General features: G+C 63.5%; 13 protein-coding genes. 4 read left to right on the top strand and 9 right to left on the bottom strand.

Annotated features, from left to right (window positions below; all coding sequences use genetic code 11):
* Positions 1-11 precede the first annotated feature (11 nt).
* The 6 genes from LJY18_RS09785 to LJY18_RS09760 form a co-directional block, all read right to left on the bottom strand.
* Complete coding sequence (locus LJY18_RS09785; protein WP_238041613.1) at positions 12-2,000, bottom strand: acetyl/propionyl/methylcrotonyl-CoA carboxylase subunit alpha; 1,989 nt, start codon at positions 1,998-2,000, stop codon at positions 12-14.
* Between the two features lie 76 nt (positions 2,001-2,076).
* Entirely contained in the window at positions 2,077-2,874 is a 798-nt protein-coding gene (locus LJY18_RS09780; RefSeq protein WP_238041612.1) for an enoyl-CoA hydratase/isomerase family protein, read from the bottom strand.
* Between the two features lie 73 nt (positions 2,875-2,947).
* Positions 2,948-4,108 carry a citronellyl-CoA dehydrogenase gene (gene atuD / locus LJY18_RS09775; RefSeq protein WP_238041611.1) on the bottom strand — a complete coding sequence of 387 codons (1,161 nt, stop codon included), beginning with the start codon at positions 4,106-4,108 and terminating at the stop codon, positions 2,948-2,950.
* A 70-nt stretch (positions 4,109-4,178) separates the two neighbouring features.
* On the bottom strand, positions 4,179-5,795 hold the full coding sequence (gene atuC / locus LJY18_RS09770; RefSeq protein ID WP_238041610.1) for an acyl-CoA carboxylase subunit beta: 1,617 nt from the start codon (positions 5,793-5,795) through the stop codon (positions 4,179-4,181).
* Positions 5,796-5,800: 5 nt separating this feature from the next.
* Entirely contained in the window at positions 5,801-6,670 is an 870-nt protein-coding gene (locus tag LJY18_RS09765; protein WP_238041609.1) for an SDR family oxidoreductase, read from the bottom strand.
* A 2-nt stretch (positions 6,671-6,672) separates the two neighbouring features.
* Positions 6,673-8,472 (bottom strand): acyclic terpene utilization AtuA family protein, encoded by a 1,800-nt coding sequence (locus tag LJY18_RS09760; protein WP_238041608.1) that lies wholly within the window; start codon positions 8,470-8,472, stop codon positions 6,673-6,675.
* 241 nt (positions 8,473-8,713) lie between these two features.
* On the opposite strand from LJY18_RS09760, the gene LJY18_RS09755 reads away from it, so the two are divergent.
* From LJY18_RS09755 to LJY18_RS09745, 3 genes are all read left to right on the top strand, one after another.
* A complete protein-coding gene (locus LJY18_RS09755; RefSeq protein ID WP_238041607.1) occupies positions 8,714-9,337 on the top strand; it encodes a TetR/AcrR family transcriptional regulator in 624 nt (207 codons plus the stop codon).
* 111 nt (positions 9,338-9,448) lie between these two features.
* A complete protein-coding gene (locus LJY18_RS09750) occupies positions 9,449-10,234 on the top strand; it encodes a substrate-binding periplasmic protein (protein ID WP_269137765.1) in 786 nt (261 codons plus the stop codon).
* A 72-nt stretch (positions 10,235-10,306) separates the two neighbouring features.
* The gene (locus tag LJY18_RS09745; RefSeq protein ID WP_269137764.1) at positions 10,307-11,128 is read left to right on the top strand and encodes a transporter substrate-binding domain-containing protein; all 822 of its coding nucleotides are present in this window, start codon (positions 10,307-10,309) and stop codon (positions 11,126-11,128) included.
* On the opposite strand, the gene LJY18_RS09740 is transcribed toward LJY18_RS09745, so the two are convergent.
* The 3 genes from LJY18_RS09740 to LJY18_RS09730 form a co-directional block, all read right to left on the bottom strand.
* Complete coding sequence (locus LJY18_RS09740) at positions 11,079-11,837, bottom strand: CPBP family intramembrane glutamic endopeptidase (RefSeq protein ID WP_238041605.1); 759 nt, start codon at positions 11,835-11,837, stop codon at positions 11,079-11,081. The two genes, LJY18_RS09745 and LJY18_RS09740, sit on opposite strands and share 50 nt — an antisense overlap.
* 49 nt (positions 11,838-11,886) lie before the next feature.
* Positions 11,887-13,185: a hypothetical protein gene (locus LJY18_RS09735; protein ID WP_238041604.1), complete on the bottom strand. Its 1,299-nt coding sequence runs from the start codon at positions 13,183-13,185 to the stop codon at positions 11,887-11,889.
* A gap of 67 nt (positions 13,186-13,252) precedes the next feature.
* On the bottom strand, positions 13,253-13,438 hold the full coding sequence (locus LJY18_RS09730; RefSeq protein WP_238041603.1) for a DUF2897 family protein: 186 nt from the start codon (positions 13,436-13,438) through the stop codon (positions 13,253-13,255).
* Between the two features lie 269 nt (positions 13,439-13,707).
* On the opposite strand from LJY18_RS09730, the gene LJY18_RS09725 reads away from it, so the two are divergent.
* Entirely contained in the window at positions 13,708-15,012 is a 1,305-nt protein-coding gene (locus LJY18_RS09725) for a sensor histidine kinase (RefSeq protein ID WP_238041602.1), read from the top strand.
* Position 15,013 lies beyond the last annotated feature (1 nt).

The following is a 15,013-nucleotide window of genomic DNA, read 5'->3' as shown; positions in this document are numbered from 1 at the left end:
CACCCTACGGGTCAGGCCTCGCTGGCTTCGATCTCCACCAGCAATTGGCGGTTCTTCACCTGATCGCCCTGTCTGACGTCAACACGCCGGACCACGCCGTCGATGCTGGCTTTGAGCGAGTGCTCCATCTTCATCGCCTCCAGCACCAGTAGCAGTTGACCTTTGCTGACCGGGCTGCCTTGCTCGACCAGTACCTCGACAATCGACCCATCCATCGGCGCCTTGACCTTGCCGGAGCCGGCACCGGTGGCGCTGCTGGCCGGCAGGTGGGTGATGTCGGTGAATTGCAGGTTGCCGTCATGGCCATACAGCCAGAGTTTGCCGTCTTCCAAATGATAGGCCAGGCGCTGGCGAATGCCGTCCAGCTGCAGGGTGGCCCAGCGACCGTCGCATGCCAGCAGCGTGAGGCTGACCGACTGCCCGCCGACCTTGGCCAGCAGGCTGGGTTGCGCACCGTCGGCCAGTACTTCCAGCTCGACGCTATGCTGCTGCTCGCCGTGTTCCAGGGCAAAGCGCCAGGGCGCGTTGCCGGCATTGCGCCAGCCGGCCAGGCTGCTCTGGTGGGCGCGCGCGTTGGCCGATTGCTGATAGAGCAGGGCGGCGGCCACGGCCAGTTCGCTGGCAGCCGGCAGCTGCGGGCTCAGGCTCGGATCCGCGGAAAAATGCTCGGCGATAAAGGCCGTGGTGGCGTTACCTGCGGCGAATTCGGGATGCTTCAGCAGGTTGGCGAGGAAGCGCTGGTTACCGTTGACCCCCAGCAGCACGCAGTCCTCCACCGCGCGCAGCAGTTTGCGGCGGGCTTCGTCGCGGGTCGCGCCATAGGCGATGACCTTGGCCAGCATCGGGTCGTAGAACGGGCTTATGGTCTGGCCTTCGAGCAGTCCGTGGTCGATGCGGATGCCGTCGCGCAATGCCGGCTCCCAGCGCAACACCTGGCCGGTTTTCGGGAGGAAATTACGGCTCGTATCCTCGGCATACAGGCGCACTTCCATGGCGTGGCCAGCGAGGCGAATGTCCTCCTGCTTGAGCGGCAGTGGTTGGCCTGCGGCGACGCGAATCTGCCAGGCCACCAGGTCCTGCCCGGTGACCAGCTCGGTGACCGGATGCTCGACCTGCAGGCGGGTGTTCATTTCCAGGAAGAAGAACTCGCCGCTGCGGTCCAGGAGGAACTCCACGGTGCCGGCGCCGACATAGTCGACCGAGGCGGCCGCCTTGACCGCGGCCTCGCCCATTGCCTGTCGCAACTCAGGCGTCATCACCGGGCAGGGCGCCTCCTCGACCACCTTCTGGTGGCGGCGCTGCACCGAGCAGTCGCGCTCGCCGAGGTAAACGATGTTGCCGTGCGCATCGCCGAACACCTGGATTTCGACATGGCGCGGCTGGATCACCGCGCGCTCGAGGATCAGTTCGCCGCAGCCGAAGGCGTTCTGCGCCTCGGAGCGAGCGGTGCGGATCTGCGCCAGCAACTCGCAGGCTTCATGGACCAGGCGCATGCCCCGGCCACCACCGCCGGCGCTGGCCTTGATCATCAGCGGAAAGCCGATGTGGCCGGCTGCGCGGCTCAGGGTCTGGTCGTCCTGCTCGGCCCCTTCGTAGCCCGGGATGCAAGGCACGCCAGCCTCGAGCATGGCCAGCTTGGACAGGCGCTTGCTGCCCATCAGGTGGATGGCCTCGACGCTCGGGCCGATAAACACGATGCCGGCGGCCTCGCAGGCGCGAGCGAAGTCGGCGTTCTCCGAGAGGAAACCGTAGCCGGGGTGAATCGCATCGGCGCCAGTCTTCAGCGCCGCCGCGATAATCGCGTCGATCTGCAGATAAGACCGGTTGACCTGGGCCGGGCCGATGCACAGCGCCTGGTCGGCCACCTGCACATGGCGCGAATCGGCATCGGCCTCGGAGTAGACCGCCACGGTGCGGTAGCCCAAATCCTTGGCGGTGCGCATGACCCGGCAGGCGATTTCCCCACGGTTGGCGATCAGAATCTTGTTGAAGGCGGGCATCTGGGTGCTCCTGCTTGGTCGTAGGCCTGGCGATCAGGTTGTGTGTGGGACGGGCCGGGGGGGCGATCCCACAGGATTATTCTGTGGCCCACTTGGGCGCGCGTTTCTGCACGAAGGCCAGGGTGCCCTCGACACCTTCGGCGCCGGTTACCGCTGCGGCGAACTGTTCGGCGGCGCGGTCCAGCAGCGGGCCAAGAGCTTCGTTCTGGCTGGCCAGCAACAGTACCTTGGTCTGGGCATTGGCCTGGGGCGCGCATTGGCGTACCTGGCTTAGTACCTCGGCCAGTCTGTGCTCCAGGGCGGCCTTGTCCGCTTCGCTGAAGTGCACCAGGCCCAGACGCTCGGCTTCGCTGCCATTGAAGCGGGCGGCGGTCAGCGCCAGGCGACGGGTCTGGGTCAGGCCGATGCGCCCCACCACAAAGGGCGTGATCTGCGCCGGCAGGATACCCAGGCTGGTTTCCGGCAGGCCGAACTTGGCGTCCTGCTGGCAGATGGCGATATCGGAAACGCAGGCCAGGCCAAAGCCGCCACCGAGCACCGCGCCTTCGAGCACGGCAATCAGCACCTGGGGAGTGTGCTGCGCCTCTTCCAGCAGGCTGCCGAAGGCGCGGTTCAGGGCGCGGTAGGCGTCAGCGCCGGTAGCACGGGCACTGGCCATGTCCTTGATGTCGCCGCCGGCACAGAAATGCCCGCCGGCGCCGCGCAGCACGATGGCGCGCACGCTCAGGTCATCGCGCACGGTGGCCAGCACCGCGCGCAGTTCGCCGACCATCGCCAGGCTCATCGCGTTGCGGCAGTCCGCACGGTTGAGGGTGACGCGCAGCACGCCAGCTTCGAGGTTGAGTAGCAGGGTTTGGCAGTTCGGTAATTGCATGTTCAGTATTCCGCCAGCGCGTGATCGTAGGATCGTGATGGTTCCCACGCAGAGCGTGGGAACCATCACGATTTCAGCCCTTCTTCTTGCCGGGCAGAATGCCCATCAGCTTGCAGATGATGCCCAGCATGATCTCGTCGGCACCGCCACCAATGGAGACCAGGCGTACGTCGCGGTAGGCGCGGGCCACCGGGTTGTCCCACATGTAGCCCATGCCGCCCCAGTACTGCAGGCAGCTGTCGGTGACTTCGCGGCCGAGGCGACCAGCCTTGAGCTTGGCCATGGAGGCCAGGGTGGTGACGTCCTTGCCGCGGATGTACTGCTCGGTGGCCTGGTAGACCAGGGCGCGCAGGCACTCGACTTCGGTCTGCAGCTCGGCCATGCGGAAGTGGATGACCTGGTTGTCGATCAGCGCGTTGCCGAAGGTCTTGCGCTCCTTGCAGTAGGCGATGGTGGCGTCGATGCAGTGTTCCAGGCCCTTGATCATGTTGGCCGCGCCGAACAGCCGCTCTTCCTGGAACTGCAGCATCTGCATCATGAAGCCGGCGCCTTCATGGCCGATGCGGTAGCGCTGTGGCACGCGCACATCGTCGAAGAACACCTGGGCGGTTTCCGAGCTGCGCATGCCGAGCTTGTCCAGGTGCGGGCTGACGCTGATGCCGGGCGTGTTCATCGGCACCATGATCAGCGACTTGTTGATGTGCGGTTTATCGTCCGAGGTGTTGGCCAGCAGGCAGATAAAATTGGCCGATGGCGAGTTGGTGATCCACATCTTGCTGCCGTTGATCACATAGTCGTCGCCGTCTTTCCTGGCGCTGGTTTTCAGCCCGGCCACGTCGGAGCCGGCGCCTACTTCGGAAACGCCGATACAGCCAACCATCTCGCCGGCGATGGCCGGGCGAAGGAACTGTTCGCGCAGCTCGTCGGAGCCGAAGCGCGCCAGCGCCGGGGTGCACATATCGGTCTGTACACCGATGGACATGGGGATGCCACCGCAGATGATGGTGCCGAACTCTTCGGCGGCGACTATCGAATAGCTGTAGTCCAGGCCCATGCCGCCGAACTGTTCCGGCTTGGAGATGCCCAGCAAGCCCAGGTCGCCGGCCTTCTTGAAGATATCGTGGATCGGGAAGCGGCCATCCTTTTCCCACTGCTCGACATGCGGGTTGATTTCCCGGTCGACAAAATTACGGACCGTGCGACGCAGCTCTTCGTGTTCCTGGGTAAAGATCATTGTTGTTCTCCTTGTAGGGTGCGCCGTGCGCACCGTGATCTTGGCTGGTGCGCACGGCGCACCCTACGGGTTAGAAACGGGCCACACCAAAGGTGCTGGGTTTTAGCGGGCGCAGATTGGCCTCGGCACAGATATCCAGCAGGTAGCCGAGCAGCTTGCGCGTGTCACGGGGGTCGATCAGGCCGTCGTCCCACAGGCTGGCGGTGCCGTAGAGGGCGGTGGACTGGCTGTCGAGCTTCTGCGCGGTGACCTGCTCGAGCATGTCAAGCATCTGCGGATCGGCCTGCTTGCCTTGCTTGGCGTGCTTGTCCTCGGTGACGATGCGCAGCACCTTGCCGGCCTGGGCGCCGCCCATCACCGCGGTCTTGCTGTTGGGCCAGGCGAAGATGAAGCGCGGGTCCAGGCCACGGCCGCACATGGCGTAGTTGCCGGCGCCGTAAGAACCGCCGACCACGATGGTCAGCTTGGGTACAGTGGCGTTGGCCACCGCCTGGATCATCTTCGAGCCGTGCTTGATCACGCCCTGCTGTTCCGCCTCGGTACCGACCATAAAGCCGGTGGTGTTGTGGAAGAACAGGATCGGCGTGTTGCTCTGCTCGCACAGCTGGATAAATTGCGCCGCCTTGGCCGCGCCTTGCGGGGTGATCGGGCCGTTGTTGCCGATAAAGCCGCAGCTCTGGCCTTCGATCTGCAGGTGGCCGCATACGGTCTGGTTGTCGAACTCGTTCTTGAAATCGAGAAAGACCGAGCCGTCGGCGATGCGCGCGATGATCTCGCGCACGTCGTAGGGCTTCTTGGCATCGGCCGGCACCAGGCCGAGCAGTTCGTCGACCGGGTACAGCGGCTCGTGCCAGGTTTTCTGCGGGCGAGCCGGCAGCTGCGCGTTCCACGGCAGCATGGCGACAATTTCGCGGGCGATGCGCACGCCGTCGGCGTCGTTTTCCGCCAGGTACTCGGCGGTGCCGGCGACCTGGGCGTGCATCTCGGCGCCGCCCAGCGCCTCGTCGGTGGCGATTTCGCCGGTGGCGGCCTTGAGCAGCGGTGGGCCAGCGAGGAACAGCTTGGCCTTGCCGCGCACCACCACCACGTAATCCGACAACCCTGGCTGGTAAGCCCCGCCGGCAGTGCTGGAACCATGCACCACGGTGATCTGCGGCAGGCCCATGGCCGACATGCGCGCCTGGTTGGCGAAACCGCGCGCGCCCTCGACGAAGATCTCGGCGGCATAGTTGAGGTTGGCGCCGCCGCTTTCGGTCAGCGCCACTACCGGCAACTTATTCTCGAAGGCGATCTGCTGCAGGCGCAGGGTCTTCTTCAAGCCGCTGGGGCTGATGGTGCCGCCCTTGATCGCGCTGTTGCTGGCGCTGATCAGGCAACGTGCTCCGGCGATATAGCCGATGCCGGCGATAATGCCGCCCCCCGCTTGAGTCCCATCCTTGTCATCGTGCAGCTGGTAGCCGGCCAGCGAGCACAGCTCGAGGAAGGGCGCGCCGGGGTCGAGCAGTAGGTTCAGGCGCTCACGCGGGAGCAGCTGGCCGCGTTTTTCGAACTTGGCCTTGGCCTCAAACGCCTTGTTCAGGCAGTTCTGTTCGAGTTCGCGAAAACGGGCCACGGCGGCCAGCATGGCTTCACGGTTGCTGGCGAAGTCTTGGCCATGCACGTCGATAGCGGATTGCAGAACCGGCATAGAAGTTACTCCTCGCCCTTGAGTACATCGGGCACATAGGCCCGGTGGAATCCGTCGTAGGTGGTGCTGTTTTTTGCCTTGCCCAATGTCCAGGCTCGACTGCCCTGGCTGGCGGCGCCGTCGATACGGATGGTATTGCCGCTGATGAAACTGGCCCCCGGCGTGAGCAGGAAGACGATGGCGGATGCCACTTCCGATTCGCTGCCGATGCGCTGCAGTGGTACGTGATCCTTGAGCGAGCGGATCATGCTCTTCATCGATTCGGGGTAGGTGTCCATGCCGCTGGATGCGATCCAGCCCGGTGCCACGGCATTAACCCGCACGCCGGCGTGGCCCCATTCAACGGCGGCGGTCTTGGTGAAGTTCTCCATGCCGGCGCGCGCCGCGCCCGAGTGGCCCATGCCGGGCATGCCGCCCCACATGTCGGCGAGCATGTTGACGATGCTGCCACCGTGCTTGCTCATGCTCTGCAAAAACACTTCCTTGGCAATCAGGAAACCGCCGACCAGGTTGGTGCGCACCACGGTCTCGAAGCCTTTCTGGTTGATGCCAACTAGTGGCGCGGGAAACTGGCCACCGGCGTTGTTGACCAGATGATGGATCTGCCCGCGCTCGGCCACTACGGCTTTGACCATGGCCTTGACCGCTTCCTCGTCACGGATGTCGCAGACCTGTAAGCCGGCGCTGCCGCCGTCCTCGCCGATTTCAGCGCAGGTGGCTTCGAGTTTTTCCAGCTTGCGCCCCACCAGCACCACATGGGCCCCCAGGTGGGCCAGCTCGTGGGCGGTGCAACGGCCGATACCGCTGCCGCCACCTGTGACCATGATGGTCTGGTCGCTGAACAGGCCGGGTTTGAAGACCGAGTCGTAGCTCATTGTTATTGTCCTTGTTCGAGGCTAGCGGCAAGCGCCTTGGGCACCGGCACCGGGAATTCCAGCAGCTGCTGGGCAAAGGCCTTGCCTTGCGGGTCGATGCGCAGGCTGGCGACGCCGCCACCGCCCAGGGCGTTCTCCAGCAGGAAGTTCAGGCTGTGGCTGCCGGGCAGGTACCAACGGCTGACCTTGCCGTTTTGCGGGTCCAGCGTGTGCTGCATCCATTCGGCCACGGCACCTGCGCTCAGCGCAGCGGCGATCCAGGCCAAGTAGTCGGGCTTTCTGGCCATTACCCCGATATTGCTGTGGTTGCCCTTGTCGCCAGAGCGGGCCACGGCCAGCTTGATCAGTGGCACGTGGGTGTCGGCCTGGCCGCTTGGTAGCGGGACGGCGCTATCGGCGGCGATCTGCGTGCTGTCCAGCACCGCCAACTGCGGCAGTGCGACCGGCGTGCGTTCGCCGTCGATTTCGACCTGCAACTGGCAGGCAGATTTGTCGGCGAGAAAGCTGAACAGGCGGATTACCGGGTACACCGTGGGACGGCCGCCGACGATGCCGGTCAGGCCTGGCGCCATGCCAGTAGCGGCCTGGGCGATCTCGCGGGAGAACAGGATCAGCGCTTCTTTCTTCGCATGGCGCACGGCAATCTTGATCACGATTTCGCGGGTATCGGAGCGCTGGCCGCGTTGGCCGTAGGTGGCTTCGGAGCCCAGCAATTCGATGCTGACTTCTTTGTAAGGTCCCCAGCCGCGTTCGGCGAACAGCTCTTCGGTCTTGTTGATTATTGCCTGGCTGACCCGTTGGGCTTTCTTCAGCGCATCAATGCCGGCCATCAGGCAACTGGCGGTGCAGCGGAAACCATCCGGGTAGGTCGCGCTGACCTTGTACTGATCGGTGGGTGCAAGGCCGCGTGCGCCTTTCAGTTCAACGCGATTTTCGCCAACTTGGCTGAGTTGCACCTGGGTGAAATCGCAGAGGACATCGGGCAGGTAGTACGCCCGTGGGTCGCCGATTTCGTAGAGCATCTGCTCGCCCACGGTAAAGGGCGTAACCAGCCCGCCGGAACCCTGCGGTTTGCTCACGACAAAGCTGCCGTCGGCCGCCACCTCCACCACCGGGAAGCCGATATGCTCGTAGTCCGGCACGCTGTCCCAGTCGGTGAAGTTGCCGCCGGTGCACTGCGCGCCGCATTCGATGATATGCCCGGCCAGCGCGGCCTGGGCCAGCTGGTTGTAGTCGCTCCAGGCCCAGCCGAATTCATGCACCAGGGCGGCGCTGACCACGGCGCTGTCGACCACGCGGCCGGTAATGACGATATCCGCGCCGAGCTTGAGCGCGGCGACTATGCCCGGAGCACCGAGGTAGGCGTTGACCGAAACGCACATGGGCGGCAACGCGGCGCCGGTAAACATCTCAACGGTGCCGGCCTTGGCCAGCTCGCCGAGCTTGGGCTGCAGGTCGTCGCCATGCAGCACGGCAATCTTCAGCTTCACCCCGGCCTGTTCGCAGGCGGCGCTCAGGGCGGCGGCACAGGCGCTGGGGTTGACCCCGCCGGCATTGCTGATCACGCGGATGTTGTTCTGCGCGATGTCGGCCAGCAGCGGCGCCAGGGTTTCCACAAAATCGCTGGCGTAGCCGGCATTCGGCTGCTTCATTCGTGCCCCGGCCATGATCGACATGGTCACCTCAGCCAGGTAGTCGAACACCAGGTAATCCAGTTCAGTGCCCTGGACCAACTGGGCGGCGGCGGTGCAGGTGTCGCCCCAGAATGCGGAGGCGCAACCGATGCGTACGGTTTTAGTCATTGGAAGGGTCCGCAACACATGAATGAGGTGATCCAAACACTACCAAGCAAGCGCTTGGTTGAAAAGCCCCTGGATTGATATTTATGGCTCGAAATCTGCCCAAGCGCTTGCTTGGGTAGCCGGCGCAGCATAAATTTCACCAATAGCGACAAGCACTTGGGCAAACCTGCTGGGTGTGCGCGGGCAATTGCAGTTTTTTCCTGCTTTGCTCCAGTCATAAGAGAGTTGGAGAGTAATTAGCGTGGATGATCAACAAGCTCAGGCGGTGATGCGGGAACTGGTGGCCAGTGGGCAGATCACCGACCCGGACAGCGCTCGCGGCAAGCTGCTGCAAACTGCGGCGCACCTGTTTCGCAGCAAGGGTTACGAACGCACTACGGTGCGCGATCTGGCCAGTGCGGTGGGTATTCAATCGGGCAGTATCTTTCATCACTTCAAGAGCAAGGACGAGATCCTGCGCTCGGTGATGGAGGAAACCATCCGCTACAACACCGCCTTGATGCGGGCTTCGTTAGCCGAAGCCAGCAACTTGCGTGAGCGAGTGTTGGCGCTGATCCGCTGCGAACTGCAGTCGATCATGGGCGGCACCGGTGAGGCCATGGCGGTACTGGTCTATGAATGGCGTTCGCTCTCCGAACCCAGTCAGCAATTTATTCTGGCGTTGCGTGATACCTACGAGCAGCTGTGGCTGGATGTCCTGAGCGAGGCCAAGGCAGAGGGATACTTCAAGGCCGATCCCTTCATCCTCCGCCGCTTCCTCACCGGCGCCCTGAGTTGGACCACTTCCTGGTTCCGGCCTGATGGGCCAATGAGTCTTGATCAACTGGCTGAAGAGGCGCTTTCGCTGGTACTCAAGGAGGTTTGAGCGTCCAATACCCGATAATGGCCTTTTGGTAGTATCGCAGCGGTTAGGGAGTATCCGCCCAGCTAACACAAGGAGCCGCTCGCGGTTTGGTGTCGTTTCGAGGTGTGTGATTTGCGCGTGGTATTGCGGGGACTGCTGATTACCGGGTGTCTTTTGATCGCCCTGCCGGTGCTGGCCACCGAGCAGGTGCGGGTTGGCGCCTACCATTTTCCCCCTTATGCGATTAAGCCGGAAAGCGCCGCGCCCAGAGGGGTGCTGCCGGAATTGTTGGCAGCCCTGAATGCTTTGCAGAGCGACTTTCAGTTCAGTCTGGTGCCTACCTCGGTGACCCGCCGTTACCGCGATCTGGAGAGTGGCCGTTTCGATCTGATTCTGTTCGAGTCACCGGGGTGGGGTTGGCAGAATACGGCGCATGTCGCCCTGGATCTGCATATCGGGGATGCTGAAGTCTATGTCGCCCTCGTCGAGCCGGGGCGCGATCAGGGCTATTTCGAACAGCTCAAGGGCAAGCGGCTGGCGCTCTACAATGGCTATCACTACGGATTCGCCGGTTTCAATGCGGATCAGCAATTCCTCCGTGACAACTTTGCCGCGGTGCTGACCTACTCGCATGACAGCAACCTGCTGATGCTGACGCGCGATCGGGCGGATATCGCCGTGATCACCCGCTCGTATCTGCAGAGCTACCAGCGTCGTTACCCCGAGCGCAGTAAGGCTTTTCTGGTATCGCAGCGGGTCGATCAGTTTTACCGCCACTATGCGCTGTTCCGCGGCCAATCCCCGCTGACGCCTGAGGCATTCGCCGGCTTATTGCTGGCGCTCAAGCGTAATGGTCAGCTGGATCCCTTGCTTCAGTACTATCATCTGGTGGTGCCGGAAGCTCTGCTGAGTGACTGAAATCATTCTGTTCGGTCAGCTTTTCCTCGGGTAGGCTGTTTTTCGAGGGCAAATTTGGATGCTGGGGGGCATATGCCGCGGGTGCTGAGCAGGGTGGTCAGGGGTTGTGCATTATTTGTGGCGATACTTGCTGCTGGGCCGCTTGCAGCCCAGCAAGTGGTGCATGTCGGCGGCGCGTTTTTCCCGCCCTATGTGGCCAAGGCGGAGCAGTCGCAGCACGCCGGCTTGCTGCCGCAATTGCTTGATGCGCTTAACCGGGTACAGAGCGATTTCCGCTTCATTGTGCGACCGACTTCGATTCCCCGGCGTTTCCAGGATTTCGAGCAGGGCCGGATCGACATGTCGATGTTCGAAAACCCGGCCTGGGGTTGGCAGGGTATTGCCCACAACGTTGTCGACATGGGGCTGGAGGATGCTGAAGTGTTTGTCGCGCGGGTCGAGCCGGAGCGTGGGCAGGGGTATTTCAAGCGGCTCAGAGGCAAGCGTCTGGCGCTATTCAATGGTTACCATTATGGCTTTGCCGACTTCAATTCCGAGCCGCAATTCCTCGCGAAAAACTTTAATGCGACCCTGAGCTATTCCCACGACAGCAACCTGCTCATGGTGCTGCATGGGCGAGCGGATATCGCCCTGGTCACGCGTTCCTATGTCAGCGATTTTCTCGAGCATCACCGGCAATACGCCGGGCAGTTGCTGGTATCCCAGCGGGTCGACCAGCGCTACCAGCATCGGGTGCTGTTGCGCCCCGCAGCCCCGATCAGTGCGGCGCAACTTGGCCGGTTATTCGAGCAGCTGCGCAGCAATGGTCAATTGGCCACGATCTTCGAACCCTACCTGATTACGGTCAGCTCAGGCGCAGCGGATAGCTCAGTAGCAGCAGGTGTGACAGATTGACCGCACCGTGCAAGGCAACCGCCAGGCTCAGTCGGCCGCTGTAGTGAAACACCAGGCCGTAACCCAGGCCGGCGATCCCGGCGACCACGGCGAATAACGGACTGAAGGGCGCATGCACGGCGCCGAACAGCAGGGCAGTCAGGAGGATTCCCGGGCCGCTCCCTAGCCAGCCGACCAGGTAAGTCTGCAGCAGGCCGCGAAACAGCAACTCCTCGGCCAGCACCGTCACGCCCAGGTTGACCGCCAGCCACAGCCATACCTCCTGCGGCCATTTTGGCTGCCAGCCAACCAGGCCCAGAGCCAGGGCCAGCAGTGGCACACCGGCCAAGGTCAGCAGCGCCACTGCCCAGGCACGTTGCGCGTGGCTGGGACGGGCGCGGGGTTGGCCCAGCCACCAGGCCAGCAAGGTCAAGCCGACCAGCAATTTATCCCAGGACAGGCGCACGGCGTAAGGCGCCGCATCGCTGCTGATCTGCCGTGGCGGCGCCAGTGGCCAGGGCGCGAAACCCGGTACCAGGTGGGCGGCGAGGGCAACGCTGGCGAGCAGGCTGAGGCTCCACCACAGGCGCTTGGGCAGTGCTTGGTCGGCAGCCAGCAGGAGGGCGATGAAGAGCAGACCAGCAGTCAGCCCGATAGGTTGGATAAAACCCAGGCCAAAGCCCAGCGCCAGGCCGAGGGTTGGCAGCAGCAGGCGAAGAGGTAGCGGCACGGCAGCTCCTTGTGAAGGGCTGCAGTTTAGCGGCGAAGGCCGTTGAGGGTTACTGGAAATAGCGCTCCAGCAGATGCGGGTCATCGAAGTGGGCACGGCCGATAAAGGCCGTGGCATGCGTGCCCCACTGACGCATGGCGCCTGGCGAAACGACCCCGGATGGCCACAGCAGCCAGCGCTCCAGGCGCTCGCTGCCGGGTACCAGGCCGTCTGTGCCGTACAGGCTGCGCTGGCCTTGTGGGTGAGGCAATTGGCGCAACTGATCGAGCGGGCTGCGTTGGTAGAGCAGTGTGGGGTAGCGCGAGCGGCGGGCATCGACCCAGTGCAGGCGATGCTCGCCTGCACTCAACCACAGGGTCGGCGCCGTATCGCCATTGAAGTCCAGGCGTTGGCTATGGCGTGCTTCTTCATCGGCATGCTGACGCAATCGCAGGGGCGAGTCCGCGGGCAGGTAAAAACTGTGCCAGCAGCCGCAGGGGTGGATGCTGTCGTAGAGCAGGGCCTTGCCTTGCTGGTCGAGGGTGACGCGCCAGAGCAAACCGTCCAGCTCGCCACCGTACAGATCCAGGGCGTTGGGCTTGGGTCGTTGGCTGAACCAGAACTGGTAGATCAGTTGCAGGTGCCAGCGGCCATTCAACTGGCTCCAACTGCTGTGCTGGTAAAGCCGTGCCTGCAGCGGATTGAAAGCTCGGCTGCCATCAGGGCGGTAGTGGGGGCTGCCGATACGGTCGCTGCGGCTGGCTTGGGCGATTTTCAACCAGGGGGCGTGGCGGGTGAACAGGGCGTCGAGTTGCTGGGCATCCGCCTGCGGCAGGCCCAGGCCATCTTCATGCAACACCAGCGGCAGTGGCTGCGCGGCTGGCACAATCGGCTGGTAGCTCAACCAGTGTGCGCCGTCTTCGGGGGCGGTGGCCTCGGCGGCAGCCTGCTGCCAGGCGGCAATGCCCTGGCGGAAGATCGGCTTGAACAGCGGATAGAGGCCCAGGGTGCGTGCCCAGTCACGATAGTTGTCGGGTACCTGCGCGGCCTCGACAGCTCGGGCAAACGCCTTGGGGTCGGCGCTCAGGCGTTCGACCTGCTGGGCGCGGCAGGCGTCGAGCGTGTCCTGCCGAGCGGGGCTGCTCCATTCGTGATGCTGGGTCGAGGGTAGTTGGGCAATTTCGATTCGGCTGGCCTCGGCGTCGCGTGCAGCCAGGCGCTGCAGCCACAGCCGGCGTTGCGCCGGATTGTTCGCGCTTGGGCCAAGGGCGGCGAGGACTCTATCGCTGCGCAGGCCGATAAAGCCGGGTACACGATGGTACTGCGCATCCTGATAGGCCTGGGTGGCCACCGGCAATTGCTTGAACAATGCCGCACAGGTTTCAGTCGGTGCAGGTTGCCACTGAGCACAGCCGGCCAATAGGCCGGCCAGCAGGCTAACGCTTGCCAGCGTCCTCGGCGTCCTCGGCATCCTGGGCTTCCATCTCGATTTTTCGTTCACGGACTTTCTGCAGTTGCTCGTCGGTTAGTGGCAGGGGTTTGGCAGTACGCAGCAGCACCAGCAAGCCACCCACAATAGAGCCTAGAACGAGAACTATCAGTAACCAGATATACCAGGGCATGGTCGGCTCTGCGGAGGGAGGAGGAGTCCTCACCATATCGCGCCTGGCCGGGCTTGTCAGGTTGGTAATCGTGCAGGTCGCTGTCACGTTTTCAGCGTCGCAGCGGCTTGCCCCTCTGCCAGTCGACGCCTCTGGCGACACTGGCCTGGGCCAAGATGACACGGTGATGACTGGCAACAGGACCGTCGGTGGTAGCGTGCGAAGTGTCACACGACGGCAACCTGGCGCTGATTGAATGGCGACTTTCCAGCATCAGGGAGTCTTTGCCAATGACCACCACCAGTGCGCTGGTGCGCCTGCTCAAATCGGTTACGCCCTTGGCGCCGGCGATGAGCATCGCGGATGTCGCGGATCGCTTGTTGACCCCGGAACACAGGGCTTTCCTGTCCCTGCCGATCGTCGATGCGGCGGGCAAACCGCTGGGGTTGGTCAGTCGCAGCGTCTTGCAGGACATTTTCATGCAGCGCTTCGGCCGCGACCTGCGCGGTCGTCATCCGGTGCATGAGGTGATGAACCCAGCGCCGCTGGTGGTCAGCCTGGATACCAGCCTGGAAGAGGCGGCCAAGCAGATCACCGGGCAGCTGCAATACCCGATCACCGAAGACTTTATCCTGGTCGATGCGCAGGGCCAGTACCGCGGTCTTGGCACCGTGCTGGATCTGCTCAAGGCCATGGAGGCGCGCATTGCCCAGCGCAATGCGGTGCTGCGCAAGGCGCTGGTCGATCTCAAGGAATCACAGGCGCAACTGGTGCAGTCGGAAAAGATGGCCTCGCTCGGGCAGATGGTCGCCGGCGTCGCCCACGAATTGAATACGCCGCTGGGCTACGTGAAGAACAATGTGCAGCTGCTGCGTGAGCTGAGCGCGCCACTGTTCGAGTTGGCCGAGGTGCAGGCGACCCTGGCCGATTGCCTGGCCGAGCCGAACTGCGACGCAGCGCGCCTGGCCATGGCACTGGACAACGCGGCCAGCGCACGCGAACGGGCCGCGCCGGAGCTGCTGGTCGACGATCTGAACCAGCTGTTCGACGACACCCTCTATGGGCTGGAGCAGATCGCCGAGCTGGTGGTCGGTCTCAAGGACTTCGCCCGCCTGGATCGCGCCATGAGCGAGGAGGTCGACCTCAACGACTGTATTCGTAGCGCCCTGGTGATCGCGCGCAACAGCATCAAGGACAAGGCCGAAGCGGTGCTGCAGCTCGGCGACCTGCCGCACATTCCCTGTGCGCCCTCGCAGATCAATCAGGTACTGCTCAACCTGTTCACCAACGCCGCCCAGGCCATCGACGGTTTTGGCCAGATTCGGGTGAAAACCTGGGTCGAGGCAACGGCAGTGTTCGTCTCGGTGCAGGACAGCGGCCGGGGCATGTCGCCCGCGGTAATGGCGCAGATTTTCGACCCCTTCTTCACCACTAAACCGGTCGGCCAGGGCACCGGCCTGGGCCTGTCGATCAGCTTCAAGATCATCCAGGATCACGGCGGCCTGATCCGCGTCGCTTCCGAACCGGGGCGCGGTACGCGCTTCCTGATCCGTCTGCCGCGTCCGCAGGCGGCCACACTGCAACGGAGCGCCTGAC

Origin of the sequence: Pseudomonas sp. MMS21 TM103 (genome assembly GCF_022132145.1) — a bacterium.
GTDB lineage: Bacteria > Pseudomonadota > Gammaproteobacteria > Pseudomonadales > Pseudomonadaceae > Aquipseudomonas.
This window is presented reverse-complemented; position numbering and strand designations above follow the sequence as displayed.

Bases quoted from the DNA above. Each gene is read 5' to 3' on its own strand.
- LJY18_RS09785 (WP_238041613.1), bottom strand. From the start codon at position 2,000: ATGCCCGCCTTCAACAAGATTCTGATCGCCAACCGTGGGGAAATCGCC.
- LJY18_RS09780 (WP_238041612.1), bottom strand. From the start codon at position 2,874: ATGCAATTACCGAACTGCCAAACCCTGCTACTCAACCTCGAAGCTGGC.
- atuD (WP_238041611.1), bottom strand. From the start codon at position 4,108: ATGATCTTTACCCAGGAACACGAAGAGCTGCGTCGCACGGTCCGTAAT.
- atuC (WP_238041610.1), bottom strand. From the start codon at position 5,795: ATGCCGGTTCTGCAATCCGCTATCGACGTGCATGGCCAAGACTTCGCC.
- LJY18_RS09765 (WP_238041609.1), bottom strand. From the start codon at position 6,670: ATGAGCTACGACTCGGTCTTCAAACCCGGCCTGTTCAGCGACCAGACC.
- LJY18_RS09760 (WP_238041608.1), bottom strand. From the start codon at position 8,472: ATGACTAAAACCGTACGCATCGGTTGCGCCTCCGCATTCTGGGGCGAC.
- LJY18_RS09745 (WP_269137764.1), top strand. From the start codon at position 10,307: ATGCCGCGGGTGCTGAGCAGGGTGGTCAGGGGTTGTGCATTATTTGTG.
- LJY18_RS09730 (WP_238041603.1), bottom strand. From the start codon at position 13,438: ATGCCCTGGTATATCTGGTTACTGATAGTTCTCGTTCTAGGCTCTATT.
- LJY18_RS09725 (WP_238041602.1), top strand. From the start codon at position 13,708: ATGACCACCACCAGTGCGCTGGTGCGCCTGCTCAAATCGGTTACGCCC.